Here is a 24,992-nt window from a genome sequence, read left to right on the forward strand (position 1 = left end):
ATCCCCAAAAATCAGCGTTGAATCTGATTTGCCGGCCCGTGGGAATCCCAATTCCTTAAATCGTCACTACGGCCTAGAGCATGATCCCGAAAATGGGAACCGTTTTTCGGGATCATGCTCCAACAAAGTGTCGGCAAGACCAGAGATATCGACATGGCCCTGATCAGCCTCAAATCCCTCGGCGTCACCATGAGTGCGCCGCTTTTTTCCAATCTCGACCTCATCATCGGCGCCGGCGACCGGCTCGGCATCGTCGCGGCCAATGGCCGTGGCAAATCCACCTTGCTCAAATGCCTGGCCGGCGAATTCGAAGCCACCACCGGCGACATCACCCGCTCGCGCGGCTTGCGCGTCGGCCATGTCGAGCAATCCGTCCCCGACGCGCTGCTCGACCGCAGCTTCCATGACGCCGTCGCCGATGCTTTGCCGCCCGAACAGCGCGACAGCGAGCTCTGGCGCGTTGACGTGGTGCTGGATTCGCTCGACGTGCCGGAGGACATGCGCGAGCGGAGAATGCGCGCCTTGAGCGGCGGCTGGCAGCGGCTGGCGCTGATCGCGCGCGTCTGGGTCACCGATCCGGACGTGCTCCTGCTCGACGAGCCAACCAATCATCTCGACCTTGCCAGGATCAGCCAACTCGAGACATGGCTCAACGCGTTGCCCCGCGAGGTGCCGGTGATCATCGCCAGCCACGACCGCGCCTTCCTCGACGCCACCACCAACCGCACACTGTTCCTGCGTCCGGAGGACTCACCGGTGTTCGCCTTGCCGTATTCGCGCGCCAGGCAGGCCTCGACGAGGTCGATGCGGCGACGGCGCGGAAGTTCGAGCGCGACATGAAAACCGCCCAGCAGCTGCGCAAGCAGGCCGCCAAGCTGAACAATATCGGCATCAATTCCGGCAGCGACCTTTTGACGGTGAAGACCAGGCAGCTCAAGGAGCGGGCGGAGAAGCTGGAAGATGCGGCGGTGGCGGCTCACCGCGAACGCTCGGCCGGCGCAATCCGGCTCGCCAACCGCGGCACCCACGCCAAGGTGCTGATCACGCTCGAGGACGCGGCGGTCGAAACCCCTGACGGCACGCTGCTGTTCAGGACCGGCAAGCGCCATATCTGCCAAGACGATCGCATCGTGCTGCTCGGCCGAAACGGCGTCGGTAAGACGCGCTTCATCGCGATGATCCGCGACGCCGTCGCCGAGCCAGGTTCGGTCGCGAACGTCAAGGTGACGCCCTCGACCGCGCTCGGCTACAGCGATCAGGCGTTGTCGGGCATCGATGGCGACGACACGCCGCTGGCGATGCTCTCGCGCCGCTTCGATGTCGGCGAGCAGCGCGCCCGTTCTCTGCTCGCCGGCGCCGGCATCGCCATCGAAATGCAGGAGCGGAAGATCGGCCTTCTGTCCGGCGGACAGAAGTCGAGACTGATGATGCTGGTACTGCGGCTCATCCATCCCAATTTCTATCTGCTCGACGAGCCGACCAACCACCTCGATATCGACGGTCAGGAAGCGTTGGAGGACGAATTGCTGAAGCATCAGGCGAGCTGCCTGCTTGCCTCGCATGACCGCTCCTTCATCCGCGCCGTCGGCAACCGCTTCTGGCTGATCGACAGGCGGCGGCTGACCGAAGTCGACGACCCGGAAGCGTTCTTCCGCTCCGTCGCCGAAACGCCGAACTGAGAGACGATACATCTGCCGGGCCGGCATTCGAAGCAACGCCGGCCCGGCAGGCTTTGCTGCCGGCCCGGCAATACTTTTCCATCTGCTAAAAAGGAGCATCTTGAATTGCTCAGCCATGGAGGGAACGGGCCATGCGTGCAGTGGAAATCGTCAGCAATCTCTACAAAGCCTATGCGGACCGCGACATCGAGGGCGCCCTCGCCCATTGCGCCGAGGATGTCGTATTCCGCTGGATTGCCGATCCCCGGCAATCGCGTCATGCCGGCACCGCGCATGGCAAGCAGGAATTCCTCGCCAGGCTCCTGGCGCTCGACGATGACTTCGAATACCGGCACTTCGTCCCGGTCGAGATCATCGACGGCGGCGACAAGGTCGCCGCGCAGGTCGAGATCTACATGACACGCCGCGCCACCGGCGAGGAGTTCATCATGCGCACCGCCAATTTCTGGACGGTGCGCGACGGCGAGATCATCGAGATGGTGGAATATTACGACACCGCGCTGGCGGCGTCGGTGTTCTGAAAAGATTGAGGCGATCTGTCGGATCGCCTGTTGCCGCCTCGTCCTTGGGATGCCGACACGGTGATGCCGGCATCAACCAGGGAGAACCAACATGTCGGTACTGTCATCCATCGGCCGCCTCGCCAACCGGTATGCCGCGGCGCGTGCCCGTCATCGCAGCGAGCGCATCCTGCTTTCGCTGCCCGCCGAGTTGCGCAAGGACATCGGCTTTCCGGAGATTTTCGAAACGCGGGAAAGCCGCCGTGCCGCCACCTTCTCGGCGAAGGTCATATAAAGTGGCATATCCAATGCGATTGTTCTCCGGTCGCCCCGGCTGCCGGGAACCGGCCCTTTAAGAAATTTTCGAGAGGCATGTAGGATCGCCGCCGGTTCGTCCGTCCTTGGGTGGCCAGATCAACCCCGTGAAGAGGAACACGAGAATGAACGACCAGACCCCGCCCCGCGCCAAGGTCCTTGGCGGATTGACCCCCTACCTGCAGGTCGACGGCGCCATCAAGGCCGCCGAATTCTACAAGAAGGCTTTCGGCGCGGAGGAAGTGTTCGCCTATCCGCCGGACGACAAGGGCCGCACCATGCACATCCATCTCTACGTCAACGGCTCGACGCTGATGCTGGGCGATGCCTATCCCGAGCACGGCCATCCGCACCAGGCGGCGCAGGGCTACACGCTGCAGCTCCATCTCGGCGGCGACGATATCGATGCCTGGTGGAAGCGCGCGGTCGATGCCGGCTGCGAAGTCGTCACCCCGCTGCAGGTGATGTTCTGGGGCGACCGCTGGGGCCAGGTGAAAGACCCCTTCGGCGTCGCCTGGGCGATGAACGCGCCGGTGAAGTGATTTCCTGGCGAGCAGCGGCGCCCGCCAATGGCGGGCATGTCGCGCTCACTCGCGCCGGGTCGCACCCCCGCCGGCCCGGCGCCTGATTTCAGCAAAGAGGAGTCCACCATGTCCTATGTCGATGGCTTCGTGCTCGCCGTGCCGAAGGCAAATCTCGATGCGTACAAGAAAATGGCTGCTAACGCCGGCGCCGTCTGGAAGGAGCATGGCGCGCTCGCCTACGTCGAATGCGTCGGCGACGACGTGCCCTATGGCGAGCTGACCTCGTTCCCGCGCGCCGTGCAGGCGAAGGACGATGAAATCGTCATCTTCGCCTGGGTCGTCTACGAGTCCAGACAGAGCCGCGACGCGGTCATGGCCAAGGTGATGGCCGACGAGCGCCTCAAGATGGACTGGTCTGCCATGCCATTCGACGGCAAGCGCATGATCTTCGGCGGCTTCCAGCCGTTCGTGGAGCTTTGAGGAACTCGGCCCTTCGCTTCGTCATCCTATGACGAAGCCGAGAGGCTTCGCCCTGCTACGCTAGCTTATCCAGCAGCGGCTTCAGCCGGTCCCCATAACGCTTCCACAGATCGACCGAGCCCTGATACATCGGCTGGCGCACCTGCGCCGCCGATGCGGTACGCACCGGCCGGTCCGTCTCGTGGAACGACAGGACCTTGTCGTCCCAAGGCAGGCCGAGATACGCCATCAGCGCCCGCGTCTGCCCTTCCTGGTCGGCGACGAAATCCTCGTAGCGCACATCGTGCACGACGCCCGGCAGCACCTTGTGCCAGTGCGCCATGATGTCGGTGTAGAGGTTGTGGAAATCGGCGAGCTCGCCGAGATCATAGCCGTAGCGATGGCTGTCGCCGCGGAAATGCACCTTGAAGATCGACAGGCACGTCGCCGCCGCGTCGCGCGCGCAATGGACGATCTTGGCCTTCGGCAGCATCATGTGCAGGAAGCCGACCAGAAGGAAGTTGCCCGGCATCTTGTCGGTGACATGGCGGTACCCCGGATAGCGGGTATGCAGCATGTCGAGATAGGCCTGGCCGGCTTCGGCGAACGCCTTGCCGGGCATGTCGGCGATACCGGCCGGGAAGCCGCCCGGCATGTTCATCGGAAACTGCTTGCCGACGGCCGTCTTCAGGATGTTCAACTCGCCGGCGCCAAGGACCTGCGGGTGGCTGGCGATGATCTGCTCGACCAGCGTGGTGCCGGAACGCGGCATGCCGACGACGAAGATCGGCGTGTCATCGGAAATGCCGCTTGGCTTGTGCTTCTCGAAGAAGACCGTGTCGAAGGCCGCCTTCATCGCCTCGAATTCGCCGCGCGTGCGCGCGGGGTCGTAGTCGATCGCCTTGCGGCGGATGGCATTGCCCTCGGCGAAATAGTCGAAAGCGCGGCCATAGTCCTTGAGGTCGTCATTGACCTTGCCCAGGCCGAAGGAGAGCTGCATGCGCGCGAGGCTGCCCTGCGGCGCCTTGGCGTGCTCGGCCTCCATTCCGGAAAGCTCCTTGTCGCGCTCGGTCTGGCGCTTGACCTGCGTGAGCAGCAGCCAGGCCCTGGCCATGTTCGGGGCGATCGCCAGCGCCTGGCGGGCGAGATCGGTTGCCTCGTCGAGCTTGCCCTTCTCCATCATCGCGACGCCCAGCCCGTAGAGCAGCTCGGCGTCCTTGGGCCGGATCGACAGCGCCTCGCGGAACAGCTTGATCGCCTCGTCCAACCGCCCGGCTTCCTGCAGCGTTTCGGCGAGACCGACACGCGCGCGGACATGGAACGGATTGCGGCCGATTGTGCCGCGATAGATCTCCTCGGCGGCGTCGAACTGCCCGAGCTGCGTCAACGACGAACCGAGATTGTCGCGCGCGGCCAGTTGGTCGGGTCGGATATCGACCGCGCCGCGGAAGAAATCGATCGCGGCGGCGACGCGCCCGAGGTCACGCATGACCGTGCCCATATTGTTGAGGAAGTCGGCATTCTCGGGTTGCAGCGTCACCGACTGCTCGAGGAGATCGAGCCCTTCCTCGCTCCTGCCGGTCTGGTGCAGCAGCAATCCGAGGAAATGCAGCGCGGCGGCATGGTTCGGCTGCTGCCCCAGGACCTGCCGGTAGAGCGCCTCGGCCTCCTGGCGGCGCCCCGCCTGATGCAGTTGCAGCGCCTTTTGCACATACGGGTCGAGCGGGCTGGCCGAGCCACCTGGCCTGCCGCCGGCGTTTGCCGCTCTTCTGTGATCTTTGCTAATGGGAAACCTGCCGTATTTGTTGGTCCGCCGGACCTAAGCCATGCGGGCAAGAGATTCAAGACAAAGCGTTAGCGCGCGTCGCGGTGTCCATTTGCGCGGATGGATACCGCGGTTTTCTCAGCACGGCCCGTCGCCGACGATGCGATAGTCCGCCGCGCGGGCCTCGCATGCGTTCGGGAAGCTGCGCACTTGCCCATGTCGCCTGGCGCAGACCGGCGCGTATTCGCGCGTGCAGAACGTCTGCTCCCCGCCGCCACCGCCTCCACCACCACCATCGCGGCAAGGACCATCGCGCACGATGCGGTAGCCTTCCCTTTCGGCCAGGCAGGCATTGGCGAAGGTCTGGCGGTCGCCGCCGCGCCGCGCGCAGACCGGTTCGTATTGCATGGTGCAGAGCTGCGGATGTGGCCGGGGCGGCCGCGGGCGCGGCCCATCGTCGACGACGACAGTACAGGCTGCCAGCAGCGCGGACAGCATGAAAATGACGACACCCTGCCGCGAGACCGCAAGAAACCGCATATGTCCCCCTCCATCCCGACGCGTGATGCCGGCTCGCGATATACTCGCATCCCGCGCGGTAAACGCAACCATCGTTTGTGGAGCGCACGACCCATGGTCGCTACCCTCATTCTGGCCCATGCTTGGCCCGTCTCTGGCCGATGACCGGTGATGAGGCCGGGTCTATCGAGGCCCCAGCGTTGGACGCGCCGCGGGCCGCCCGCGAGCGTCGTCTTGCAAGCATCACGTTTCCGTGTAATAAAAATCATGTTCGGGCATTTGCGACCCGGAGAGCGGAACGTTTTGGACGACCTTTCCCCGATAAGTGTGAATCTCTGACAACCCCGTTTTTCGGCGGGGGGTTTGACCATGCGCGAATGCATGACCGCCGAAGCAACCACCGGGATTTGCCCGAGGCGCGAGGCAGCGGGCGAACCACAAGACTGACACGGGTGAAGGAGTTTCCCCAATGGCCCAGACCGGTACCGTAAAGTTCTTCAATGCCACCAAAGGCTTCGGCTTCATCACGCCGGATGGTGGCGCCAAGGACGTGTTCGTCCACATTTCCGCGATCGAGGCCTCAGGCCTGCGTACGCTGGTCGACGGCCAGAAGGTCACCTTCGACGTCGAGCCGGACCGCATGGGCAAGGGCCCGAAGGCGGTCAACCTGCGCGCCGCCTGATCCCCGCAACAGCCTTATCCTTGCGGATGCAATGGTGCGGCAGGATCATGAACCGGCTTCTGCACAGGCCTGAAATTGCGAAGGCGCGACCGAGACGGTCGCGCCTTTTTTGCGCGCAAATGCTTGGATCGGCAGGCGAAAACTTTCTCTTGCCGATAGCGCTAAAATAAAGGACAAATTTCCTCTCGGGCAGTTTGCCGGCCCGAGACTTGACTTGATGGGATCAAAGGAGTTTCCCATGCCGCAGACCGGCACCGTCAAATTCTTCAACCATGCCAAGGGCTTCGGCTTCATCACGCCCGATGATGGCGCGAAGGATGTCTTCGTCCATATCTCGGCTGTGCAGGCGTCGGGCCTTCCCGGTCTTGAGGATGGGCAGAAAGTGACATTCGACACCGAGCCGGACAAGCGCGGCAAGGGTCCGAAGGCCGTCAATCTGTCGATCGGCTAAGCCGGCCCACGACGGATCCGACGGAGGCCTTTCAGGCGGGACCGCTCCCGCCCGGAATGGATCGTGCCCAGGCCCGGAAAAGTCGCCCCGGCTTCAAAAAAATCGCCCAGGCTCCAAAAGTCGCCCGGGCTTGAAAATCGGCAAGCCACGAAAAATCGTTTGCGCCGACTTCCGTTCAGCCTCCGTTCAGCCACGGTCTTCTATTAACCTTTGCTAAAGCCGGTCCGTATCCCCCGAAAAATGCGCGGGCCGGCGCGAAGGAGACCGAAAATGAATAGCTTTCTCAAGACCGCCATCCTGAGCGTTGGCATTGCCGCGACCACCTTGGCCACCTTCTCGGCGGCCAATGCCGACGACTGGCGCTGGCACCATCACCGCAGTCACGGCGGTGACGCCCTTGCTGCCGGCGTTGTCGGCCTCGCGGCGGGCGCCCTGATCGGCAGTGCGCTCAGCAACCCTGGGCCGCGCTATTACGACCCGGCCTATGATGACGGCTATTATGTCGACCGGCCGGTGCGTCGCTACTACGTGCAGCAGCCGCGTGTCGTCTATGCCGACCGCTACGCCGAACCGTGGACCCGCGGCTGGTACGAGTATTGCTCGGATCGCTACCGCAGCTTCAATTCGCGCACCGGCACCTTCACCGGCAATGATGGCGCCCAGCATTTCTGCGTTGCCAATTAAGAAAACCAGGGTTCCCTGCCCCGGGCAAAAGCGCCGCCTCCAGCGGCGCTTTTTCTTTGCCTGCGGGGTCAGGTCAGAAACGGATTGGTCCGCCGCTCGTCGCCAAAGCGGCTGCCCGGGCCATGGCCGCAGATGAAACCGATGTCGTCGCCAAGCGGCAGAAGCTTGTCCTTGATCGAGGCGATCAGCGCGGCATGGTCGCCGCCGGGCAGATCGGTGCGCCCGATCGAGCCCCGGAACAGCACGTCGCCGACATGCGCGAACTTGGCCGCCCGGTTGTAGTAGACGACATGGCCCGGCGCATGCCCCGGGCAATGCAGCACCTCGAACCGATGGCCGCCGAAGGACACGACCTCGCCTTCGGTCAGAAAACGGTCCGGCACGCAATTGCGCACCGGGTCGGTGAGGCCGAAGCGCTTGGCCTGGTTCTCGAGATTGGCAAGCAGTGGCTTGTCGGCCTCGTGCGGGCCGATGATGTCGATGCCCAGCGCATCCTTCAGTTCCATCGCGCCGCCGGCGTGGTCGATATGGCCGTGCGTGATCCAGATCGCGCCGGCGGTGATGGCATTGTCCTTCAGCACCGACAGTATTTTGTCGACATCGCCGCCGGGATCAACGACGACGCCGTTCCTGTCGTCCATGTCGAACAGGATGGTGCAGTTCTGCTGGAAGAGCGTGACCGGCACGATGCTGGCATTGAGCTGACCCATGGCTTTCCTTCCCCACCGGTTTCCTTCGAAGTGTCGCCTGATGTAGACAGCCCGGCGAACCTCGTCCACCATTGTCCGAACTTCGGGAGGAAATGCGCGGCCGAGGCGGCCGCCGGCCATGTTCCAAAACGAGTGGGCGGCCGAGGCCGCCGGCCATGCTCCAAAACGAATGGGCGGCCGAGGCCGCCGGCCATGTTCCCAAAAGGAATGGGCGGCCAAGGCCGCCCATGGCAAAGGTCCGAAAGAACCCGACCTATTTCTTCATCGCATTCATGACCGCGCCGATGATGCCGGTCAGGATCGCGCCACCACCAACGCCGCCGAGGAGGTTCTTCAGGTCGAGCGCGCTGCCGATGCCGCCCGCCGCCGCTGCCGCGTCAACGCCGCCGCCGCCGAGCAAACTGCCGAGAATGGCCGCGCCGCCGACGCCGCCGATCGCACCGCCGAGGATTTTGGTGACTTGGCCCATCGCCGCCTGCTTCAACGCCGCGCCAACCGCCTGGCCACCGATAACGCCGGCAATTACCTGTACAACGATCTGGATAATCGTGTTGCTGTCCATGTAACTAGTCCCTCCATAGCCGCCAGCCTCCTCGGGCCGACGCCATCATGAGACGCTGAATTGTTTGAAAGTCAAATGCGCGTGCGCTTAAATAAAAGGGGCGGCTCGAAAACCGCCCCTATTGCACAAAAAAGCTGTGACTATCGCTATTCTGCAGCGATTGCGTGCTTCGGCTGCACCGCGGCGGAATAGTCATTCATCAACGTCTTGGCGATCTCGCCGACCTCGAATCGGTATGGACCGATCTCGGAAACCGGCGTGACCTCGGCGGCGGTGCCGGTGAGGAAACACTGCTCGAAACCTTCGAGTTCCTCCGGCATGATGACGCGCTCGATCAATTCGAAACCGCGGTCCTTCGCCAGGCCGATCACCGTGCGGCGGGTTATGCCGTCGAGGAAGCAGTCGGGCGTGGGCGTATGGATCTTGCCGTCCTTGACGAAGAAGATGTTGGCGCCGGTGGCTTCCGCCACCTGGCCGCGCCAATCGAGCATCATGGCGTCGGCGTAGCCCTTGGCCTCGGCGGCGTGCTTGGACAGCGTGCAGATCATGTAGAGGCCCGCGGCCTTCGACTTGGACGGCGCGGTGCGCGGATCCGGCCGGCGCCATTCGGCGACATCGAGGCGGATGCCCTTGAGCTTCTGCGCGGGGTCGAAATAGCTCGGCCACTGCCAGATGGCGATGGCGCAGTTGATACGGTTGTTCTGCGCCGAAACACCCATCTGCTCGCTGCCGCGCCAGGCGATCGGGCGCACATAGGCGTCCTGGAAACCCTGTTTCTTCAACAGCGTGCGGCAGGCCTCGTCGATCTCGGCGACCGGATAGGGAATCTTGAAGCCGAGCAGGCGCGCCGATTCATGCAGGCGCTCATTATGTTCGGTCAGCTTGAAAATCTGGCCGCCATAGGCGCGCTCGCCCTCGAAGACGGCGCTGGCATAGTGCAGGCCATGGGTCAGCACATGGATCTTGGCGTCGGCCCATTTGACGAACTCGCCGTTCATCCAGATGAAGCCGTCCAATTGATCGAAGGGAACGGATGCCATGGAAACCTCCCGCGGGCGAGTGCCCGCAAATCGTTGTGTTTTAAAGCCTTTCGTACCGGCCCCGCCACAGGATCCGAAAGACTGGCCAATGCTTGAAAGCGTAGGCGGATATTCAATCCGTGGCAAACTCAGGAAGTTCCAGAAAAACGGCTTCCCCTTGCCTTTTCGTTCGCAATCCGCCGAAAAGCTTGTCAAAAATTATCATTGTCCGGAAATTACGTCAATAGTACTGACATAATTCCCGCCTCGCATGGAGAAATGATGACGACCACCGCAGCCGGTAAACCGATCAGGACGGCGATCGCCGATGAGGACGGCATCGACTTCGCCATCATCGAACTGTTTTTCTTCGCCTATCGCGATTTCACCTCCGATCCGGACCAGATCCTGGCCGATTACGGCTTCGGCCGCGCCCATCATCGCGTGCTGCACTTCGTCAACCGCAGGCCGGGCCTCACCGTCGCCGAATTGCTCGATGTGCTGAAGATCACCAAGCAGAGCCTCGCGCGGGTTTTGAAGCAGTTGATCGACACCGACCATATCGTCCAGGTGCAGGGTCCGCGCGACCGCCGGCAGCGCGAACTCTATCCGACCGCCAAGGGTCGCGCGTTGGCCTTGGCGCTGGCACGGCCACAGTCACGCCGCATCCGTGCGGCATTGGAGGATTCCGGAACCACCGAACGCGCCACGATCGAGCGCTTCCTGGAAGCGATGGTCAATCCGGAACTAAGAGCGCAGATCGACATTGTGCCTGCGCAAACATCGGGGAAGAACCATGGAGACCATTGAGAAGGTTGATCATCCGTCAGCGCCCGACGATGACGCGCCGCATCTCCTGGTCGTCGACGACGACACGCGTATCCGCAACCTGCTCAAGCAGTATCTGTCCGAGAACGGTTTTCGCGTCACCGTGGCCGGCAATTCCGGCGAGGCCAGGCGCAAGCTCGCCGGCCTCGACTTCGACCTTCTGGTGCTCGACGTGATGATGCCGGGCGAGACCGGCGTCGACCTCACCAAGGCGCTGCGGGCCGAGAAGAACGTGCCGATCCTGATGCTGACGGCGCTGTCCGAGACCGACAGCCGCATCACCGGGCTGGAAGCCGGCGCCGATGACTACCTGCCGAAACCGTTCGATCCGCGCGAGCTGATCCTGCGCATCAACAACATCCTGCGCCGTGGCGGCCCGGCGGCGACGCCGAAGGTGGAGCAGCTGGTGTTCGGGCCCTACACGTTCCAGATCGCCAAGCGCGAATTGAAGCGCGGCGGCGAGGCGCTTAAGCTGACCGACCGCGAGCAGGAGATCCTCGCGATCTTCGCTGCGCGTGCGGGTGAGACCATACCGCGCCATGAGCTGGTGGGCGATGAATCGGATGTCGGCGAGCGCACCATCGACGTGCAGATCAACCGGCTGCGCCGCAAGATCGAGCGCGATCCGTCCAATCCCGTGTGGCTGCAGACGGTGCGCGGTATTGGGTATCGGCTCAGCGTCGAATAAGCTACCGTCGAAGGCCCTTTGCTGAACGGCCATCGACGAGCGGAAGGCGAATGGCGACCACGCAACTGGACAAGCCGAAAGGAAGCGGTCTCGGCGATCTCGCATTGCGGACGCTGAGGGCGATGCCGCGCGCCTGGAACCGGTTCTGGCGTCTGGTCGCGCTCTATATGCCGAAGCGGCTTTACGCCCGCTCGCTGATCATCGTGATCGCCCCGATGATCCTGCTGCAGTCGGTGGTCGCCTTCGTCTTCATGGAGCGCCATTGGCAGACGGTCACGCAGCGCCTGTCGCAGGCGACTATCTCGGACATAGCGGCCGTCATCGACATGATGGAGACCTATCCGCACGACGCCGATTACGCCAACATCATCCGCATCGCCCAGGACCGCATGCAGTTGAAGGTGGATCTGCTGCCGCCAGATCCGCTGCCGCCGCCCGGCCCGAAACCGTTCTTCTCGATCCTCGACGAGGCCTTGTCGTCGGAGATCACGAAGCAGATCAACCGTCCGTTCTGGATCGACACGGTCGGAAACTCCAACGTCGTCGAGGTTCGCGTCCAGCTTGAAGGCAAAGTGCTGCGCGTCTTCGTGCGGCGCAGCCAGGCTTATGCCTCCAACACCCACATCTTCCTGATCTGGATGGTCGGCACCTCTCTGGTGCTGTTGATGATCGCCATCCCCTTCCTGCGCAATCAGATCAGGCCGATCCTGACGCTCGCCGAGGCCGCCGAGAGTTTCGGCAAGGGTCGGCCGATGCCGCGCGATTTCCGCCCGCGCGGCGCCGAGGAAGTCCGTCGCGCCGGCTTCGCCTTCATCCAGATGCGTGAGCGCATCGAGCGCCAGATCGAGCAGCGCACCGCGATGCTGACCGGCGTCAGCCACGACCTCAGGACCATCCTCACCCGCTTCAAGCTGCAACTGGCGCTGGCCGGCGGCAAATCCGAGACCAAGGCGGCGCTGAACCAGGACATCGACGACATGCAGTCGATGCTGGAGGGCTATCTTTCCTTTGCCCGCGGCGAGGGGGCGGAGGACACCGGCCGTTTCGATCTCGAAACCTATTTCCAGAAACTCGGCGAGGAAGCGCAATTGCGCGGCTGCAAGCTCACGACGGCGCTGACCGGCGATCCGACCGTGCATGTGCGGCCGAACGCCTTTGCCCGTTTGCTGTCGAACGTCATCGGCAATGCCTTCCGCTATGCCAAGACCGTCGAGGTCCACGCCAATCACGGCCGCGGCTCGCTCACCGTCACCATCGACGACAACGGCCCCGGCATCGCGCCCGACAAGCGCGAAGAGGTTTTCAAGCCTTTCCTGCGGCTCGACGAGGCGCGCAACCTCGACGCCAGCGGCACCGGACTTGGCCTGTCGATCGCCCGCGACATCGCCCGCAGCCACGGCGGCGACATCGGTCTCGAGGACAGCCCGCTCGGCGGCCTGCGCGCCGTCATCAAGGTTCCTGCCTAGCCCGAGCATGATCCCGAAAAGTGAAAGCCGGTTTTCGGATAAGATCATGCTCGATCAAAAAAGCAGCTTCATCCGCCCGTCATGAAATCATGGTCAAGAGCGCGCATGAAGCGCGCGACCTTCGTTGATTCGGCCCTGCCGCCCCGCTTCGATCCCGTGCCCGCCCGGGTGCGCTGGAGCGAGGCGCGAGCTGCTGCCTGGCTGCCGTTCCGGCACCACGCCGGCGCGACCAGGAACTATCGCGGCAAAGGACCGTCATGCGCATCGGGATCGCCATGCGGATCCTGATGGTCACCGACGCATGGCGGCCCCAGATCAATGGCGTGGTGCACACGCTGGAACGTCTCACCGAGGCGCTGAAACCTTTCGACGTCGAGCTCGATTTCCTGACGCCGAACCTCTTTCACACCTTGCCGATGCCGACCTATCCCGACATCCGGCTCGCATTGACGACGCCTGGCCATGTCGCGCGTATGATCGACGCCGCCAAGGCCGACCACATCCACATCGTCACCGAAGGTCCGCTCGGCATCATGGCGCGCCGCCATTGCCGAAGGATTGGCCGCCCCTTCACCACCAGCTACCACACACGCTTTCCCGAATATCTCAGCGCCCGCCTGCCGGTGCCGGAGAGCTGGGCCTACAATTGGCTGCGCGACTTCCACAATTCGGGACAGGGCACGCTCGTCGCGACGCAATCGCTGGCGGACGATCTCGCTGCGCGTGGCTTCAACAAGCTGAGGCCCTGGACACGCGGCGTCGACACAGACCATTTCCGGCCCGACAAGCGCAAGGAAACCGGCTTCCCCCGCCCGGTTTTCCTGTGCGTCGGCCGCGTCGCGATCGAAAAGAACCTGACCGCCTTCCTCGATCTCGATTTGCCCGGCAGCAAGATTATCGTCGGCGAAGGACCGGAGCTGGCAAAGCTCAAGGCGCGCTATCCCAAGGCGAATTTCCTCGGCCACCGCCCGAACGACGAGCTGGCCGAGATCTATGCGTCGGCCGACGTCTTCGTCTTCCCGAGCCGCACCGACACCTTCGGCAACGTCATCATCGAGGCGCTGGCCAGCGGAACGCCCGTCGCCGCCTATCCAGTGACCGGACCGATCGACATTGTCGGCGATGGCGTCGGGGGGGCCGTATCGAACGATCTGGGCGAGGCGGCGATGAAGGCGCTTCACGTCGATCGCGCCGAGGCACGCCAGCGCGCGATGCGCTACAGCTGGCAGGCCTGCGCCGAAATGTTCCTCGACGTGGTCGACGAAGCGCTGGGAATGCCAGGCAAGCGCGCCGATCAGGATCAGCTGGCTCCAGCTCGCCCCAGGCTCGTCCTAGAATAAACGCCCGCCGTCCGGCACCTTGCGTTCGATGGCGCCGAGCACGACCGCGCCTTCTTCATCGGGAAAGCCGAGCGTCAGCACGTCCGACATGAACGGGCCGATCTGGCGCGGCGGGAAATTGACCACCGCGAAGACCTGGCGGCCGATCAGCGTTTCCGGCGCGTAGTATTTGGTGATTTGCGCCGACGACTTCTTCACCCCGATCGCCGGACCGAAATCGATCTTCAGCTTGATCGCCGGCTTGCGCGCTTCCGGAAACGGCTCGGCCTCGACGATCGTGCCGGCACGGATGTCGATACGGTCGAAATCGGCAAAGCTGATCTCCGGCTTGCGCTCGCTGCTGGAACTCATCGGCGATATCGGCCTGGCTCAGGCGTTTCCATGGGTCTCGAAGAGCACGCTGGATAGCGCGTCCTTGGCCGATGTACCCGACCAGACGACGAACTGGAAGGCCTGGAAATAGCATTCGCATGCCTCTAACGCCGACGACAGAAGCACCTCGACCTGCTGGCTCGAGGGCTCGACCCCGCCAGCAAGCAGCAGCGACTGCCGGAACATGATAGCGCCTTCCTGTTCCCACAGATCGAAATGACCGAACAGCATCTGTTCGTTGATCAGCGACAACAGCCGCATCACTTCCAGCGCGCGCGTCTCCGGCACCTTGATGTCGAAGGCGCAGGCCAGATGCAGCGCCTCGAAATCCTCCATCCAGGAAAAGGAGACATGGTAATCGGTCCAACTGCCGGCCACCGAAATCGAAATCTCGTCGTCGCCGGCGCGCTCGAAGGACCAGTCGTTGTTGTGGGCCACCTGCTCGATGACATCCACCGGGTGGATTTCGCGGGAGAATTCGAGTTCGAGGAGTTCCATGAATGCTTCCTGTGTTCAGGGGAGCGCCACACGCTCCGCGGGGCACACACGACGAACAATCTTGTCTAGAACTCGGACGGTCAGGACTTCCCAACGCAAAGACCCAACCGGACCCCACCGCCCGGCGCATGACCCTGCTTCGAATCATGCAACAAATTCAGTCTATTGATCGGGAGTCGCGTGAACAGCCCAATTTTTCGCACTGCGTCATCCGCATGTGGAAAGGTGGCTGTCACAGAGATTCATGCAATGCTGGTAAGCGATTCACGGCAAAGCGATTTTTCGGATCGCGCTATGTGGAAAAGTTTAACGATTATTTTTTTGCGCGGGGCTTTGCAGCACCCGTAGGTGCGGCTTGTCCGGTCAGTTCGGCAAGCTTGGCCTCGAGCGCCTCGACGCGCGTCGCCAACTGGATGTTGTCTTCCCTCGCCTTGACCGCCATCTCGCGAACGGCCTCGAACTCTTCGCGCTGCACGATATCCATGGAGTTCAGCATGCGCTCGGCCTGAGCCCGGAACGCCGTCTCCACTTCGCGCCGCACGCCCTGCGCGGCACCCGCGGCGTCGGTCATGATCTTTGCGAATTCATCGAGAATGCGGTTCGGTCCGGTCGACATGGCAGATCCTCGCTTTTGTCGTTTTGACGTAGTGGCGAGCGCCGCGGAATGCAAGAACGTTACGGGTTGATGGGTCCTGTGCGTGCTATGGCGCATGGCGGTGAATTGCCTTATGCAAAGCTCCGCAAGCGCCCCAGACTGTACTTGAGGGCACCCAATCGCCTAGTGTGTTGCGTATTGCTTCAGCGCTCTTCAGTCCAGGGTCAACCAATGGCAACGCCCCCACGCCGACCGACAAATCCGATGGCCGCCGCGGAAGCCGCCTTCAAGCCAGTCAAAAAACCGGCGCCCCCGATTCGCGAGCCCGCCACCGCGCCAAACGTCAGAGAGCTTGTTTCGATCAGGATCGATCGAGCTGTGCTGGACCACTTCCAGGAAGATGGTCCCGGCTGGCAGGACAGGATCAACGACGCTCTAAGGCAAATTGTCGTCGGCAAGCCACCGGTTTAAGACCACCTCTGTGACAATCAAGGCAATCACCACCTTGCCTTGACCCTGCCAAAACCCTGCCGCATGGTCCGCGCCCGACAGACGACCGCAACCGGGAGACCCCAGTTTGAGCGAATATTTCCTGCTGCCGCTGGCCTCCCTGCCCTTCCCCAACATCGATCCGGTCATCGTCAACATCGGGCCGCTCGCAGTGCACTGGTACGGCGTCGGCTATATCGTCGGCATCCTGTTCGCCTGGTGGTACGCCAAGCGCCTCGTCACCAATTCTCGCCTCTGGCCGGACGGCCGCCTGCCGATGAAGCCCGAGGACCTTGACGACTTCATCGTCTGGGCGGCGATCGGCGTCGTGCTCGGCGGACGCACCGGGTACGTGCTCTTCTACGACCTGCCGCGCTACATCGCGCATCCGCTCGACATCTTCGCCGTCTGGCAGGGCGGCATGTCGTTCCATGGCGGCCTTCTCGGCGTCATTCTCGCCATGACGCTGTTTTCGCTCAAGCGCCGCATCCACACCTGGACATTGTTCGATGTGGTGTCGGCCGGCGTGCCGGTTGGGCTGGGCCTGGTCCGTGTCGCGAACTTCATCAATTCGGAGCTCTGGGGCCGGCCTTCGGACGTGCCATGGGCGATCGAATTCCCCAATGGCGGACCCTTCACTCGCCACCCTAGCCAGCTCTACGAGGCCTTGCTCGAAGGCCTGGTGCTGTTTCTGGTGCTGCGCTTCCTCACCCATTCGCGCCTCAAGCTGAAAACGCCGCGCTTCGTCGGCGGCGCCTTCATCTGCGGCTACGGCTTGTCGCGCATCTTCGTCGAGTTCTTCCGCGAGCCCGACCAGCAGCTCGGCTACCTGCTCGGCACCAACTGGCTGACCATGGGCATGATCCTGTCCACGCCGATGGTGCTCGCCGGCATCTGGGCCATGGTCACCGCAAAGCCGATGGCGCAACCGCGGACGGCATGACCCGGTTGAAGGAGCGCATCAAAGGCCTGATCGGCGCGACGGGGCCGATCCCGGTCAGCGAATATATGGCGCTCTGCCTGTTCGATCCCGACGCCGGTTACTACACCACGCGCGAGCCCTTCGGCGCCGCCGGCGACTTCATCACCGCGCCCGAGATCAGCCAGATGTTCGGCGAGCTTGTCGCGGTCTGGCTCTACCGGGCCTGGCAAGGTGCCGGCCGGCCATTGCCCGCGACCTTCGCCGAGATCGGTCCCGGCCGCGGCACCTTGATGAAGGACATGCTGCGCACCTGGTCGCGGCTCGACCCGGCACTTGCCGGCAAGGTCTCGTTTGCCCTCATCGAGACCAGCCCGCGCCTTGTCGAAATCCAAAGAGAGACGCTTGCCGGCCAAGACGCAAAGCTGGACTGGTATCAGACCGTCGACACGCTGCCGCGGCAGTCGCTTTTCATCGTCGGCAACGAACTCTTCGACGCAGTGCCGATCCGGCAGTTCGTGCATGTCGGCGAAAGCTGGCGCGAGCGCATGGTCGGCCTCGACGGCGCCGATGAACTGCACTTCTTCGCCGGCGCGGGGTCTGTCGATCCGGCACTGCTGCCGGCCGCCGCGGCCGATGCGCCGCAAGGCGCCATCGTCGAAATCGCGCCCGGCCGCTCCGCGCTGATGGCGGCGATCGCCGAACGCATTGCCGGCCAGGGCGGCGCCGGCCTCTTTATCGACTACGGCCACCTCCAGCCCGGGATCGGCGACACTTTCCAGGCGCTGCGCCGGCATCAGCGCGAAGACGTTTTGGCCAATCCGGGTGAAGCCGATCTCACCGCCCATGTCGATTTCGCCCCCCTTGCCGATATGGCGCGCGCTCACGGCCTCGATGCGCAATTGTCGACCCAAGGCGAATTCCTGCTTGGCATGGGCCTGCTCGAACGTGCCGGCACGCTCGGCGCCGATGCCGATCCCAAGACGCGTCAAGCCATCTCCGACGCGGTCGAACGCTTGGCCGGCCCCGACGCGATGGGCGAGCTTTTCAAGGTTATGAAGATCCTGCCGGCGACGAGAGCTGCTTGAGCCGGCGGGCGCGTCCTGCCGCCTGGCCCTCTTTGTCGTCCGAACTTCGCCTTGACGAAACCGCCTTGCACGGACGACAAACCCAACCATGCTGAATCAGACCAGACCAGATCCAGTACGCTCGCCGCTGCTTGAAAAGGCGCAAGGCATGCGCCACGGCTATTTCACCCGCATCGGCGGCGTCTCCGACGGCATCTATCGGGGGCTCAACATCGGCACGGGCTCCAGCGACGATCAGACACTGGTCGCCGAGAACCGGCGACGCGTTGCCGACTGGATGGGGGTGCCGGCCGATCACCTGTTGACAGCGCACCAGGTCCACTCGCCGGATGTCATTGTGGCCAGGGAACCCTTCGCGGGCCCTCGCCCGAAGGCCGATGCCATCGTCACCGACCGTCCGGGCATCGCCGTCGGCGCCTCGACCGCCGATTGCGGGCCGGTGTTGTTTGCCGATGCCGAGGCGCGCATCATCGGTGCCGCCCATGCGGGCTGGAAAGGCGCCTTCACCGGCGTGCTCGAGAACACCATCCTTGCCATGGAAGGCCTCGGCGCCCGCCGCGAGCGCATCGTCGCCGTGCTCGGTCCTTCCATCGGCCCCGACAATTACGAGGTCGGGCCGGAATTCGTCGCCCGCTTCGTCGAGGCCGATGCCGACAACCCCCGCTATTTCAGGCCATCGAAGACCGCCGGCCACTCGATGTTCGACCTCAACCAATATACGGTCGACCGGCTGCGCAAGGCCGGCGTGACCGCCGAGGGCCTTGGCCGCTGCACTTACGCGGAAGAAGACCTTTTCTATTCCTACCGGCGCACCACACACCGCAAGGAAGCGGATTACGGGCGCCAGGTTTCGGCAATCGTCCTGGAGAAAGAGTAATGGCGCTGCATTTCGAACGATCGGAATTCGACGCGCGGCGCGATCGGCTGCTGATCGAGATGGCCGAGAAGAAGCTCGATGCCGTGCTGTTGTTCGCGCAGGAGAGTATGTACTGGCTGACCGGCTACGACACGTTCGGCTTCTGCTTCTTCCAGTGCCTGGTGGTGAAGGCCGACGGTTCGATGGTGCTGCTCACCCGTTCGGCCGATCTCAGGCAGGCGCGCCATACCTCGACCATCGAAAACATCGTGCTGTGGACCGATCGTCAGGGCGCCAACCCGGCGATCGACCTGCGCAACCTGCTCAACGATCTCGATCTGCTCGGCGCCCGCATCGGCGTCGAATACGACACCCACGGCCTGACCGCCTACAACGGCCGCCGCCTCGACGAGCAATTGCAGACCTTCGGCCAGATCGCCGATGCTTCCGGCATCGTCGGCCGCCTGCGCCTGTTCAAGAGCCCGGCCGAAATCGCCAAGGCGGAAAAGGCCGCCAATCTTTCCGACGACGCGCTGGACGCCGCCCTGCCCCTGATCAAGCAGGGCGGCGACGAAGGGCTCATCCTTGCCGCCATGCAGGGCGCGGTCTTTGCCGGCGGCGGCGACTATCCCGCCAACGAGTATATCATCGGCTCCGGCGCCGATGCCTTGCTCTGCCGCTACAAGGCCGGCCGCCGCAAGCTCACCAAGAACGACCAGCTGACGCTCGAATGGGCCGGCGTCTTCCACCACTATCATGCTCCCATGATGCGCACCGTGCTGACCGGCAAGGTGTCGAAACGTCACCAGGAATTGTTCGACGCTTCCCGTGCCGCCCTGCTCGCGGTCGAAAAGGCGATGACGCCGGGCAACACGTTCGGCGATGTCTTCGACGCGCATGCCCGCACGCTCGAAGCGCACAATCTGACCAAGCATCGGCTGAATGCCTGCGGCTATTCGGTCGGCGCCCGCTTCACGCCGTCCTGGATGGACATGCCGATGTTCTACCAGGGCAACACGGAACCGATTGCACCCAATATGACGCTGTTCGCGCACATGATCATCATGGACTCCGAGACCGAGAGCGCAATGACGCTTGGCCGCACCTACCTCACCACGGAATCGGCGCCGAAGCCGCTGTCGCGCCATGATCTCGACTTGATCGTGCAGTGAATCCATAATGGTTGGTTCACGCGGGGGCGTTCGCCAGTAGGGAGTTTTCAGGCAAATGAGACGATCGCGGGTGACGACCGTGTCATTGCTTGCGGCGCTGGCGCTTGGCGCCTGCACCAACGCCAAGGACGTACTGGAACCTTCTGCCATCACCTCGCCGGCGAGTTCGGCCCAGTCTTTGCCTGCCCCGCAGGGCTCATCGACAACGGCCACGTCTCCGACCACGACCGCGCCCGCCCCCTCGCCCGCGCCTTCCATCGCAGCGTCGCCCGCGACACGCGCAACGCCGGCACAGACCGCCGCTCTCGCCAGGACGCGGCTGCAGGTGGCGCCGATCGTCGGCGCCACGGTGGAGGCCGCGGCGCCCCTGACGGCGGAACTGCAGACCCGAGCCCGGCAGCGCGGCCTGACGCTTGTCGGCAGCACGGACCAGACGGCCACGCATGTGCTGAAAGGCTATTTTTCGACGATGTCCGAGGGCAAGGACACGACCGTGATCTATGTCTGGGACATCTACGACCCCTCCGGCAATCGCCTGCACCGCATCAATGGCCAGCAGAAGGCGCCTGCGGCCGGCAGCGGCGAGGGCTGGCCCACGGTGGCGCCCGCGACCATGCAGGCCATCGCCGACCAGACGATCGACCAGTTCGCCGCCTGGCTCGGCGGCGGCGCCGGTTGACCGAACTGTTGCCGGCCAAACTGTTGCCGGCCAAACTGTTGCCGGCTTGCGATGTTTTCCGTGTTTGTTGCGGTCGCCGGAAGGATTCCCCACAACGAGGCTTGCAATACCGGCCCGGCCCGCTAAAAGCCCGCATAAAAGGCTTATGAGAGTCTCTCCGGCCTCTCCATCCTTCACCAGGAACGGTGCATGAAGCTTTTCGCGGGCAATTCCAACCGGGTGCTGGCCGAAGCGGTCGCTCGCTATCTCAACATCCCGCTGGGGAAGGCCAGCGTCAGGCGCTTCGCCGACCAGGAGATCTTCGTCGAGATCCAGGAAAACGTGCGCGGCGAGGATGTCTTCATCCTGCAGTCGACCTCTTATCCGACCAATGACCATCTGATGGAACTGCTCATCATGATGGACGCCTTCATGCGCTCCTCGGCACGACGCATCACGGCGGTCATCCCCTATTTCGGCTATGCAAGGCAGGACCGCCGCGCCTCCGGCCGCACGCCGATCTCGGCCAAGCTGGTCGCCAACATGATCACCCGCGCCGGTGCCGACCGCGTGCTGACGCTCGATTTGCATGCCGGCCAGATCCAGGGTTTCTTCGATATCCCGACCGACAATCTGTTCTCGGTGCCGGTGATGGCCCGCGACGTGAAAGCCAAGTACAAGCAGCTCGGCAACGTCGTCGTCGTGTCGCCCGACATCGGCGGCGTGGTGCGGGCGCGCGCGCTGGCCAAGCGTTTCGACGCGCAGCTCGCCATCGTCGACAAACGCCGCGAGCGCCCTGGCGAATCGGAAGTCATGAACATCATCGGCGCCGTCGCCGGCAAGGACTGCCTGCTGATCGACGACATCGTCGATTCCGGCGGCACGCTTTGCAACGCGGCCGACGCGCTGCTCGCCAATGGCGCGACCTCCGTCACCGCCTACATCACCCATGGCGTGCTCTCCGGCGGCGCCGTTGCCCGCATCGCCGGATCGAAGCTGCAGGAATTGGTGATCACCGATTCCATCCAGCCGACGCAGGGCGTACTCGACGCGCCGAATATCCGTGTCATTTCGATCGCCGACCTGATGGGCGAAGCGATCTCGCGCACGGCCACGGAAGAATCGGTGTCGAGCCTGTTCGATTAATCAAAACTGGTCGTCGCGGGCGCATAGCGCAGCAGCGTCACCCCTTGCGCAAGGCGCTCCGTGCCGAGCGGCTTCAACGCCAGCGACAGGCCGGACCGGAAATATGGCTTGCCGCCGCCCAGCACGACCGGATGCACGTAAAGCCGGTACTCGTCGATCAGGGCGGCACGCGCAAAATACCCGGCAAGCTCGGCGCCAGCGACGGAAATCTCGCCATCCGTGTCTGCCTTGAGCGCCCTCACCACCGCCTCCGCGTCACCTTTCGCCAGACGGGCATTCGGCCCAACCTCCTGAAGCGTGGTCGAAAACACGACCTTCGGCGTCTCTCGCCAGGCGCGGGCAAAATCCCGCTCGACGTCTTCAGCGGCGATCTCGCGCTCCGGGCTGTCCCAGAAGCGCATGGTTTCATACATCCCGCGCCCGCAAAGCGCGATGGATGTCCGTCGCATCTCGTCGTTGAAATGCCGATGCAATTCTTCCTCGGGAACCGGCAGGTCGATGTCTCCGCTCGGCCCGGCGATGTAGCCATCCAGCGATGTCAGCATGGCATAGACGATCGTCGCCACTAGGCTTCCTCCCGATTTTGCCTCCAGCAAAAAGAGCACAACTGATTGCAATTCGCAATCAGTATTTGGAAAATAGAACCTGTGCTGAGAACGGGCGAACCGGCTCAATACCGCCGGCGCTGCTTTCACGCGGCGATCGGACCGCCTGTTCGGCGCGGGTTTTCACCGGCATCGCGCGCGCCGCGCATATAGCCGCGCGGCGACGTCCCGAGCATGCGCTTGAACATGGTGATGAAGGCCGGCACGCTGTCATAGCCGAGATCGAGCGCCACCCTGGTGATCGGCTCGCCGTCGGCAAGCCTCGGCAGCGCCGCGAACAGGCAGGCCTGCTGGCGCCAGGTCGACAGCGACAGCCCGGTCTGGCGGTGGAAGGCACGGGTGAAGGAGCGGCGGCTCATGCCCGCGGCATCCGCCCATTCGTCGATCGTCGCATGCGGTGAAGGGGCTGCCACGAAGCGTCGGCAAAGCGCCGCGAGCTTCGGATCGGACGGGAAAGGCAGGCCGAGCGGCCGTTCCGGCAGGCTCGGGATCTCGTGCAGCAAAAGTCCCATGACGAGCGCGGCGCGCCCTTCGAGCTCGCCGCCTTGCGGCAGCTTCTCCGATTCGACGATCAGGCTGTGCATCAGCTCGGTGATGCCGACGACGCGCAAGCCTTCCGGCAGGCCGGCAATGGCGTCCGGCATCACATAGACCGAGCGCATCGAGACGTCGCCGAGCATCTCGACGGCGTGCTCGGTGCCGGCCGGTATCCACATCGCATGGTCGGGCGGCACCATCCAGCGCCCGTGCCTGGTCGTCACCAGGACCACGCCAACCAGCGCGTGCAGCAGCTGGCTGCGGCTGTGGCGGTGCTGCGGCACGCGATAGCCGTCCGGATATTCCGTCGGCAGCGCGACCGCCGGCCCGACGGCCTGTTCCAGCCATTGCCAGCGGCTTTCATGCAGCCGGCCGAGCTCGGCGGCGTCGCCTCTGAATATCTCCCGGCTATTCGGCATCGGATGTGGCCCACTTGCGAAACTATTGGACCAAACCACGAAAGAAGTCGCTTGGCAACAGGCCTATAAGGCCGCCTGCGGTTCGCCGCCTAGAGCATGATCCCGAAAAGTGGGAACCGGTTTTCGGACAAGATCATGCTCCAACAAGACTACGGAGCATTGCCTTGACTGATACGACCGCCACCTCCGTCGCCGCACCGGCGCCGGCAAGCAACATCTCGGCGCAGGCGACGGCCTTCACCGTCATTCTTGCGGTGAGCTTCTGCCACTGCGTCAACGACATCATGCAGTCGCTGCTTTCGGCGATCTATCCGCTGCTCAAGGACAATTACGGTCTCGATTTCTGGCAGATTGGCCTTCTGACCTTCACCTTCCAGGTGACGGCCTCGCTGTTGCAGCCGGTGATCGGCATGATCACCGACAAGAAGCCAATGCCCTACTCCTTGCCCTGGGGCATGGCCTCGTCGCTGGTCGGCCTGGTGGTGCTCGCCCATGCCGGCCATTACTGGCTGCTCCTGATCGGCGCCTCGCTGATCGGCATCGGCTCGGCGATCTTCCATCCGGAATCCTCGCGCATCGCCCGCTTTGCATCTGGCGGCCGCTTCGGCCTTGCGCAATCGCTGTTCCAGGTGGGCGGCAATTTCGGCCAGGCCATGGGCCCGCTGCTCGCCGCCTTCATCGTCGTGCCGTTCGGGCAAACCAGCATCTCCTGGTTCGCCGTCGGCTCGCTGATCGGCATCGTCGTCTTGTGGCAGGTCGGCGGCTGGTACAGCCGTCTGCGCGCCTCGCTGGCCACCCGCAAGCAGGCCGCCCATGTCTCGCCCTTCGCGCGCAAGAAGGTGATGTGGGCGCTGGCCGTGCTGACGCTGCTGGTGCTGACCAAGAACGCCTATATCGCCTCGCTCTCCAGCTACTACACCTTCTACGCCATGCATAAGTTCGGCGTTTCGGTGCAGATGAGCCAGGTGATGCTGTTCCTGTTCCTCGGCGCCTCGGCGCTGGGCATCCTGCTCGGCGGTCCGTTCGGCGACCGCTATGGACAGAAGGCGATGATCTGGTTCTCGATCGTCGGCGTGCTGCCCTTCACGCTGGCGCTGCCCTACGCCAATCTGGAATGGACGATGGTGCTCACCGTGCTGATCGGCCTGATCCTGTCGTCGGCCTTCTCCAACATCGTCGTTTTCGCGCAGGAACTGGTCCCGGGGCGCGTCGGCATGATCGCCGGCATCTTCTTCGGCTTCGCCTTTGGCATGGGCGGCATCGCCGCCGCGGTGCTCGGCGTCGTCGCCGACATGAAGGGCATCGACTTCGTCTACCAGATCTGCTCGTACCTGCCCTTCCTCGGCCTGCTGACCGTGTTTCTGCCCGACATGAAGGAAGCGCGGAAGGCCTGAGCCGGCGAGATCGGCGGCCAAGCCGCCGTTCAGCCTATAATCGCCGCCGGGTT

Annotated in this window: 29 protein-coding genes and 1 pseudogene; 20 read left to right on the forward strand and 10 right to left on the reverse strand. The window is 63.7% G+C overall.

Annotated features, from left to right (window positions below):
• Window positions 1-153: 153 nt before the first annotated feature.
• The 5 genes and pseudogenes from FJ424_RS13060 to FJ424_RS13080 all read left to right on the forward strand — a co-directional run bounded on the left by FJ424_RS13060 (window position 154) and on the right by FJ424_RS13080 (window position 3,498).
• Window positions 154-1,679: pseudogene (locus FJ424_RS13060) on the forward strand (ABC-F family ATP-binding cassette domain-containing protein).
• A 131-nt stretch (window positions 1,680-1,810) separates the two neighbouring features.
• On the forward strand, window positions 1,811-2,200 hold the full coding sequence (locus FJ424_RS13065) for a nuclear transport factor 2 family protein (protein WP_140647545.1): 390 nt from the start codon (window positions 1,811-1,813) through the stop codon (window positions 2,198-2,200).
• Between the two features lie 91 nt (window positions 2,201-2,291).
• Window positions 2,292-2,474 carry a hypothetical protein gene (locus tag FJ424_RS13070; RefSeq protein ID WP_041012788.1) on the forward strand — a complete coding sequence of 61 codons (183 nt, stop codon included), beginning with the start codon at window positions 2,292-2,294 and terminating at the stop codon, window positions 2,472-2,474.
• Between the two features lie 145 nt (window positions 2,475-2,619).
• Window positions 2,620-3,036: a glyoxalase/bleomycin resistance/extradiol dioxygenase family protein gene (locus FJ424_RS13075; RefSeq protein ID WP_140647546.1), complete on the forward strand. Its 417-nt coding sequence runs from the start codon at window positions 2,620-2,622 to the stop codon at window positions 3,034-3,036.
• A gap of 108 nt (window positions 3,037-3,144) precedes the next feature.
• A complete protein-coding gene (locus FJ424_RS13080) occupies window positions 3,145-3,498 on the forward strand; it encodes a DUF1428 family protein (RefSeq protein WP_140647568.1) in 354 nt (117 codons plus the stop codon).
• A gap of 55 nt (window positions 3,499-3,553) precedes the next feature.
• Here the strand turns inward: FJ424_RS13080 and FJ424_RS13085 are convergent, their stop codons facing one another.
• Together FJ424_RS13085 and FJ424_RS13090 are read right to left on the reverse strand one after the other, a co-directional pair.
• A complete protein-coding gene (locus FJ424_RS13085; RefSeq protein ID WP_140653386.1) occupies window positions 3,554-5,188 on the reverse strand; it encodes a sulfotransferase in 1,635 nt (544 codons plus the stop codon).
• Window positions 5,189-5,380: 192 nt separating this feature from the next.
• The gene (locus FJ424_RS13090) at window positions 5,381-5,782 is read right to left on the reverse strand and encodes a Kazal-type serine protease inhibitor domain-containing protein (protein WP_140653384.1); all 402 of its coding nucleotides are present in this window, start codon (window positions 5,780-5,782) and stop codon (window positions 5,381-5,383) included.
• Between the two features lie 448 nt (window positions 5,783-6,230).
• Here FJ424_RS13090 and FJ424_RS13095 point away from each other — a divergent pair, with 448 nt between their 5' ends.
• The 3 genes from FJ424_RS13095 (at window position 6,231) to FJ424_RS13105 (ending at window position 7,578) form a co-directional block, all read left to right on the forward strand.
• Complete coding sequence (locus tag FJ424_RS13095) at window positions 6,231-6,443, forward strand: cold-shock protein (protein WP_006202520.1); 213 nt, start codon at window positions 6,231-6,233, stop codon at window positions 6,441-6,443.
• A 238-nt stretch (window positions 6,444-6,681) separates the two neighbouring features.
• On the forward strand, window positions 6,682-6,894 hold the full coding sequence (locus tag FJ424_RS13100; protein WP_006202521.1) for a cold-shock protein: 213 nt from the start codon (window positions 6,682-6,684) through the stop codon (window positions 6,892-6,894).
• Between the two features lie 270 nt (window positions 6,895-7,164).
• Window positions 7,165-7,578 carry a BA14K family protein gene (locus FJ424_RS13105; protein ID WP_140647550.1) on the forward strand — a complete coding sequence of 138 codons (414 nt, stop codon included), beginning with the start codon at window positions 7,165-7,167 and terminating at the stop codon, window positions 7,576-7,578.
• A gap of 68 nt (window positions 7,579-7,646) precedes the next feature.
• Here FJ424_RS13105 and FJ424_RS13110 read toward each other — a convergent pair whose 3' ends face one another.
• The 3 genes from FJ424_RS13110 to FJ424_RS13120 form a co-directional block, all read right to left on the reverse strand.
• Entirely contained in the window at window positions 7,647-8,288 is a 642-nt protein-coding gene (locus FJ424_RS13110) for an MBL fold metallo-hydrolase (RefSeq protein WP_140647551.1), read from the reverse strand.
• A gap of 253 nt (window positions 8,289-8,541) precedes the next feature.
• Window positions 8,542-8,850, reverse strand: coding sequence for a hypothetical protein (locus tag FJ424_RS13115; RefSeq protein ID WP_140647552.1), 309 nt, complete (start codon window positions 8,848-8,850; stop codon window positions 8,542-8,544).
• Between the two features lie 146 nt (window positions 8,851-8,996).
• Window positions 8,997-9,890, reverse strand: coding sequence for a branched-chain amino acid aminotransferase (locus FJ424_RS13120; RefSeq protein WP_140653382.1), 894 nt, complete (start codon window positions 9,888-9,890; stop codon window positions 8,997-8,999).
• Window positions 9,891-10,151: 261 nt separating this feature from the next.
• On the opposite strand from FJ424_RS13120, the gene FJ424_RS13125 reads away from it, so the two are divergent.
• The 4 genes from FJ424_RS13125 to FJ424_RS13140 all read left to right on the forward strand — a co-directional run bounded on the left by FJ424_RS13125 (window position 10,152) and on the right by FJ424_RS13140 (window position 14,191).
• Window positions 10,152-10,679: a MarR family transcriptional regulator gene (locus FJ424_RS13125; protein ID WP_181175259.1), complete on the forward strand. Its 528-nt coding sequence runs from the start codon at window positions 10,152-10,154 to the stop codon at window positions 10,677-10,679.
• A complete protein-coding gene (locus FJ424_RS13130; RefSeq protein ID WP_095766537.1) occupies window positions 10,666-11,385 on the forward strand; it encodes a response regulator transcription factor in 720 nt (239 codons plus the stop codon). Before FJ424_RS13125 ends, FJ424_RS13130 begins: the two co-directional genes overlap by 14 nt.
• 50 nt (window positions 11,386-11,435) lie before the next feature.
• A complete protein-coding gene (locus FJ424_RS13135; RefSeq protein WP_140653379.1) occupies window positions 11,436-12,851 on the forward strand; it encodes an ATP-binding protein in 1,416 nt (471 codons plus the stop codon).
• 275 nt (window positions 12,852-13,126) lie between these two features.
• A complete protein-coding gene (locus FJ424_RS13140) occupies window positions 13,127-14,191 on the forward strand; it encodes a glycosyltransferase family 1 protein (protein ID WP_140653402.1) in 1,065 nt (354 codons plus the stop codon).
• Here FJ424_RS13140 and FJ424_RS13145 read toward each other — a convergent pair.
• The 3 genes from FJ424_RS13145 to FJ424_RS13155 all read right to left on the reverse strand — a co-directional run bounded on the left by FJ424_RS13145 (window position 14,183) and on the right by FJ424_RS13155 (window position 15,677).
• Window positions 14,183-14,542, reverse strand: a complete 360-nt coding sequence (locus tag FJ424_RS13145; RefSeq protein WP_140653377.1) for a tRNA-binding protein — start codon at window positions 14,540-14,542, stop codon at window positions 14,183-14,185. The genes FJ424_RS13140 and FJ424_RS13145 overlap by 9 nt on opposite strands.
• A gap of 18 nt (window positions 14,543-14,560) precedes the next feature.
• On the reverse strand, window positions 14,561-15,061 hold the full coding sequence (locus FJ424_RS13150; protein ID WP_040989643.1) for a YbjN domain-containing protein: 501 nt from the start codon (window positions 15,059-15,061) through the stop codon (window positions 14,561-14,563).
• A gap of 313 nt (window positions 15,062-15,374) precedes the next feature.
• Window positions 15,375-15,677, reverse strand: a complete 303-nt coding sequence (locus FJ424_RS13155; protein WP_140647557.1) for an accessory factor UbiK family protein — start codon at window positions 15,675-15,677, stop codon at window positions 15,375-15,377.
• A 210-nt stretch (window positions 15,678-15,887) separates the two neighbouring features.
• Here FJ424_RS13155 and FJ424_RS13160 point away from each other — a divergent pair, with 210 nt between their 5' ends.
• The 7 genes from FJ424_RS13160 (at window position 15,888) to FJ424_RS13190 (ending at window position 21,984) form a co-directional block, all read left to right on the forward strand.
• Window positions 15,888-16,127: a BrnA antitoxin family protein gene (locus tag FJ424_RS13160; RefSeq protein ID WP_140647558.1), complete on the forward strand. Its 240-nt coding sequence runs from the start codon at window positions 15,888-15,890 to the stop codon at window positions 16,125-16,127.
• Between the two features lie 106 nt (window positions 16,128-16,233).
• Complete coding sequence (gene lgt / locus FJ424_RS13165) at window positions 16,234-17,088, forward strand: prolipoprotein diacylglyceryl transferase (protein WP_140647559.1); 855 nt, start codon at window positions 16,234-16,236, stop codon at window positions 17,086-17,088.
• On the forward strand, window positions 17,085-18,152 hold the full coding sequence (locus FJ424_RS13170) for a class I SAM-dependent methyltransferase (protein ID WP_140653375.1): 1,068 nt from the start codon (window positions 17,085-17,087) through the stop codon (window positions 18,150-18,152). Before lgt ends, FJ424_RS13170 begins: the two co-directional genes overlap by 4 nt.
• Before the next feature lie 88 nt (window positions 18,153-18,240).
• Window positions 18,241-19,029 carry a peptidoglycan editing factor PgeF gene (pgeF, locus tag FJ424_RS13175; RefSeq protein WP_140653373.1) on the forward strand — a complete coding sequence of 263 codons (789 nt, stop codon included), beginning with the start codon at window positions 18,241-18,243 and terminating at the stop codon, window positions 19,027-19,029.
• Window positions 19,029-20,180 (forward strand): Xaa-Pro peptidase family protein, encoded by a 1,152-nt coding sequence (locus FJ424_RS13180; RefSeq protein ID WP_140653371.1) that lies wholly within the window; start codon window positions 19,029-19,031, stop codon window positions 20,178-20,180. The genes pgeF and FJ424_RS13180 overlap by 1 nt, the downstream gene beginning before the upstream one ends.
• A 55-nt stretch (window positions 20,181-20,235) precedes the next feature.
• Window positions 20,236-20,859: a hypothetical protein gene (locus FJ424_RS13185; protein ID WP_140653369.1), complete on the forward strand. Its 624-nt coding sequence runs from the start codon at window positions 20,236-20,238 to the stop codon at window positions 20,857-20,859.
• Between the two features lie 189 nt (window positions 20,860-21,048).
• Window positions 21,049-21,984: a ribose-phosphate pyrophosphokinase gene (locus tag FJ424_RS13190; RefSeq protein WP_126059768.1), complete on the forward strand. Its 936-nt coding sequence runs from the start codon at window positions 21,049-21,051 to the stop codon at window positions 21,982-21,984.
• Here the strand turns inward: FJ424_RS13190 and FJ424_RS13195 are convergent.
• Together FJ424_RS13195 and FJ424_RS13200 are read right to left on the reverse strand one after the other, a co-directional pair.
• The gene (locus FJ424_RS13195; RefSeq protein WP_140653400.1) at window positions 21,981-22,550 is read right to left on the reverse strand and encodes a dihydrofolate reductase family protein; all 570 of its coding nucleotides are present in this window, start codon (window positions 22,548-22,550) and stop codon (window positions 21,981-21,983) included. The genes FJ424_RS13190 and FJ424_RS13195 overlap by 4 nt on opposite strands.
• A 125-nt stretch (window positions 22,551-22,675) precedes the next feature.
• Entirely contained in the window at window positions 22,676-23,545 is an 870-nt protein-coding gene (locus FJ424_RS13200) for a helix-turn-helix transcriptional regulator (protein ID WP_140653367.1), read from the reverse strand.
• 164 nt (window positions 23,546-23,709) lie between these two features.
• Here FJ424_RS13200 and FJ424_RS13205 point away from each other — a divergent pair, with 164 nt between their 5' ends.
• Entirely contained in the window at window positions 23,710-24,939 is a 1,230-nt protein-coding gene (locus tag FJ424_RS13205; protein WP_181166801.1) for an MFS transporter, read from the forward strand.
• Window positions 24,940-24,992: the final 53 nt, after the last annotated feature.

Origin of the sequence: Mesorhizobium sp. B3-1-8 (assembly GCF_006439495.1) — a bacterium.
Lineage (GTDB): Bacteria > Pseudomonadota > Alphaproteobacteria > Rhizobiales > Rhizobiaceae > Mesorhizobium.

Coding starts and splice junctions, on each gene's coding strand:
- FJ424_RS13065 (WP_140647545.1), top strand. CDS start 1,811: ATGCGTGCAGTGGAAATCGTCAGCAATCTCTACAAAGCCTATGCGGAC.
- FJ424_RS13070 (WP_041012788.1), top strand. CDS start 2,292: ATGTCGGTACTGTCATCCATCGGCCGCCTCGCCAACCGGTATGCCGCG.
- FJ424_RS13075 (WP_140647546.1), top strand. CDS start 2,620: ATGAACGACCAGACCCCGCCCCGCGCCAAGGTCCTTGGCGGATTGACC.
- FJ424_RS13080 (WP_140647568.1), top strand. CDS start 3,145: ATGTCCTATGTCGATGGCTTCGTGCTCGCCGTGCCGAAGGCAAATCTC.
- FJ424_RS13090 (WP_140653384.1), bottom strand. CDS start 5,782: ATGCGGTTTCTTGCGGTCTCGCGGCAGGGTGTCGTCATTTTCATGCTG.
- FJ424_RS13095 (WP_006202520.1), top strand. CDS start 6,231: ATGGCCCAGACCGGTACCGTAAAGTTCTTCAATGCCACCAAAGGCTTC.
- FJ424_RS13100 (WP_006202521.1), top strand. CDS start 6,682: ATGCCGCAGACCGGCACCGTCAAATTCTTCAACCATGCCAAGGGCTTC.
- FJ424_RS13105 (WP_140647550.1), top strand. CDS start 7,165: ATGAATAGCTTTCTCAAGACCGCCATCCTGAGCGTTGGCATTGCCGCG.
- FJ424_RS13110 (WP_140647551.1), bottom strand. CDS start 8,288: ATGGGTCAGCTCAATGCCAGCATCGTGCCGGTCACGCTCTTCCAGCAG.
- FJ424_RS13115 (WP_140647552.1), bottom strand. CDS start 8,850: ATGGACAGCAACACGATTATCCAGATCGTTGTACAGGTAATTGCCGGC.
- FJ424_RS13120 (WP_140653382.1), bottom strand. CDS start 9,890: ATGGCATCCGTTCCCTTCGATCAATTGGACGGCTTCATCTGGATGAAC.
- FJ424_RS13125 (WP_181175259.1), top strand. CDS start 10,152: ATGACGACCACCGCAGCCGGTAAACCGATCAGGACGGCGATCGCCGAT.
- FJ424_RS13130 (WP_095766537.1), top strand. CDS start 10,666: ATGGAGACCATTGAGAAGGTTGATCATCCGTCAGCGCCCGACGATGAC.
- FJ424_RS13135 (WP_140653379.1), top strand. CDS start 11,436: ATGGCGACCACGCAACTGGACAAGCCGAAAGGAAGCGGTCTCGGCGAT.
- FJ424_RS13140 (WP_140653402.1), top strand. CDS start 13,127: ATGCGGATCCTGATGGTCACCGACGCATGGCGGCCCCAGATCAATGGC.
- FJ424_RS13145 (WP_140653377.1), bottom strand. CDS start 14,542: ATGAGTTCCAGCAGCGAGCGCAAGCCGGAGATCAGCTTTGCCGATTTC.
- FJ424_RS13150 (WP_040989643.1), bottom strand. CDS start 15,061: ATGGAACTCCTCGAACTCGAATTCTCCCGCGAAATCCACCCGGTGGAT.
- FJ424_RS13155 (WP_140647557.1), bottom strand. CDS start 15,677: ATGTCGACCGGACCGAACCGCATTCTCGATGAATTCGCAAAGATCATG.
- FJ424_RS13160 (WP_140647558.1), top strand. CDS start 15,888: ATGGCAACGCCCCCACGCCGACCGACAAATCCGATGGCCGCCGCGGAA.
- FJ424_RS13170 (WP_140653375.1), top strand. CDS start 17,085: ATGACCCGGTTGAAGGAGCGCATCAAAGGCCTGATCGGCGCGACGGGG.
- pgeF (WP_140653373.1), top strand. CDS start 18,241: ATGCTGAATCAGACCAGACCAGATCCAGTACGCTCGCCGCTGCTTGAA.
- FJ424_RS13180 (WP_140653371.1), top strand. CDS start 19,029: ATGGCGCTGCATTTCGAACGATCGGAATTCGACGCGCGGCGCGATCGG.
- FJ424_RS13185 (WP_140653369.1), top strand. CDS start 20,236: ATGAGACGATCGCGGGTGACGACCGTGTCATTGCTTGCGGCGCTGGCG.
- FJ424_RS13190 (WP_126059768.1), top strand. CDS start 21,049: ATGAAGCTTTTCGCGGGCAATTCCAACCGGGTGCTGGCCGAAGCGGTC.
- FJ424_RS13200 (WP_140653367.1), bottom strand. CDS start 23,545: ATGCCGAATAGCCGGGAGATATTCAGAGGCGACGCCGCCGAGCTCGGC.